At 50.8% G+C, this 1,730-nt stretch carries 2 protein-coding genes and 1 pseudogene; all 3 read right to left on the bottom strand.

The annotated features are described in order from the left end of the window. Nucleotides 1-495, bottom strand: a 495-nt coding sequence (locus Q0986_RS11315) for a hypothetical protein (RefSeq protein WP_299410033.1), incomplete at its 3' end; no start/stop codon positions are given. A gap of 6 nt (nucleotides 496-501) precedes the next feature. Beyond that, nucleotides 502-975: a hypothetical protein gene (locus tag Q0986_RS11310; protein ID WP_299410032.1), complete on the bottom strand. Its 474-nt coding sequence runs from the start codon at nucleotides 973-975 to the stop codon at nucleotides 502-504. 64 nt (nucleotides 976-1,039) lie between these two features. Continuing rightward, nucleotides 1,040-1,730 (bottom strand): annotated as a pseudogene (locus tag Q0986_RS11305) (hypothetical protein); the annotation flags it as partial.

Raw genomic sequence — 1,730 nt, 5'->3', positions numbered from 1 at the left:
GTATTGAGTGGCGTATAGTCTGACATCCCATTCATGGACCTCTGGGTCCATGCGCTCAATCTTGGCTCCCGTAATCGTCGTCTTTGTATGCTGGGGCTTACCCACATAGTTAGCAAAGGGGTCTTTGGCCTCGGCATAGGCGATATGCTGACGCCCTAACCACTCGGCTCGGATATCTGGATGGATTTTGAAGGCTTGGGTGTACATGGGCAGAGGATAGATCAGTTTCCCTTCATGGTGACCTTCGCCATTCATCGGCCAAGTGTAGGCTACGGAGACAAATTCCTGGGCAAACCGCATCACCACCGCATCACTGCGGTAGAGGGGATCAACGGGCTGACCTTTGACCACCAACCCGGAGTCGGTTTGGATATACACCTGAGAGGGGGCTTGCGCTCTGGCGCCTTGAGTAAACCAGGAGAAGCACACAAGGATATTCAGCAGTAAGGCTGAAACTACAAGCAGGGGGAGGAAGCGGGAGAGTTTTTTAGTCATCGTTCATTACCACTCGTCGTAGATCGAATAATCAAACTCGGAATCTGGATCACAAACCCCTCTAATCCTTCTCCCGCCACCAGAACTCGCCACTCCAAATAGGAATTGCACCAACAGTAGAAACAGCACAAATCCCGTAAACCAAAACCAAACGATGTACAGATGGTCAAATGTCCAGCAGAAGGCAAAATAGAACAGCACCGTCATCCCATAGATAAATCGGAAGTCCGACCACCAGAATCGAAACTCAGGGATAAAGAGCTGACAGCAAATCAGCCCACAGCCCAAGGTGAAAAAGGAGTCCAACCCCGAAAGCTGGTCTGCCCCAGCAAAGATGCGGTGATACGCGGCAAACAGCGTCAGGACAACGCAGGCCATCAAGCCTGACAAGGGATTGAGTTCAGCCAATCCACCTCGAATGATCATCAGCAGAATGGCAAAGGCAACAAAGACAACGATTAAGGTGAGATATAAAGGCATGGTTATGGACCTCTTCTGAGTTAGTTAGAACATAGGCAGAATGAGGAAAGAGCAGCAAATCGATTTAGTAATATTGCTCTCGGCGGTTTCGGGCTGAAATCATCACTGAGGTAGCAATGCCCCCTGCAATACCCCCCGCTGCACTGGCAACCCCCAAGGCACCCCCTCGAAAACTGGCGGCGGCCTTAAACCCACCGAGGAATATCGAACCGGACACCAAGGGGGCTAATAATCCATAGGTCAAAGGGAAGATATACCCGCCCAAGTCAACTAGAGTCGGTCGTTGTAGCATCAGGGCCACGATTCCAATGCAGAAGATATTGGCAAACTCCGCTAGGGAAAACATCAGCAGGGAGAATAGGTTCAAATCAAACAGAAAATGTCGCTTGGTCGGCATCAGAGAGATGGCATAGGTAATCGGTGCGCCGACTGCCGTTAGATAGAACCCCATATTTAGAAACGAGGTCCAGGCCCATTGAATGGCTCGGAAGATCAGGCGATAGGCCTCCTGGGCTCCATGCTTGGCGGCATCTGCGGCGAGTTCCCCTAACACTTGGATGGGAATCACAAAGGTATCCAGGTTTTCGGCCACAATCTCAGGCACACCTTGGACTCCATACTTCTTCAGGTCTTTGACAATGCCAGTGTTCGTTCCTACGCAGCCATCGGCACATTCAGCCTCGACTTTGGCTTGCAGGGTTTTGATATAGTCCACCATCGATTGAATACAGCGAATCTTCTTGTAGTACTGACGC

It is taken from the genome of Acaryochloris sp. IP29b_bin.148 (assembly GCF_028285565.1).
Classification (GTDB): domain Bacteria; phylum Cyanobacteriota; class Cyanobacteriia; order Thermosynechococcales; family Thermosynechococcaceae; genus Acaryochloris.
Note: the sequence above shows the minus strand (reverse complement) of the source record. Positions and strands in the feature narration are given on the sequence as shown.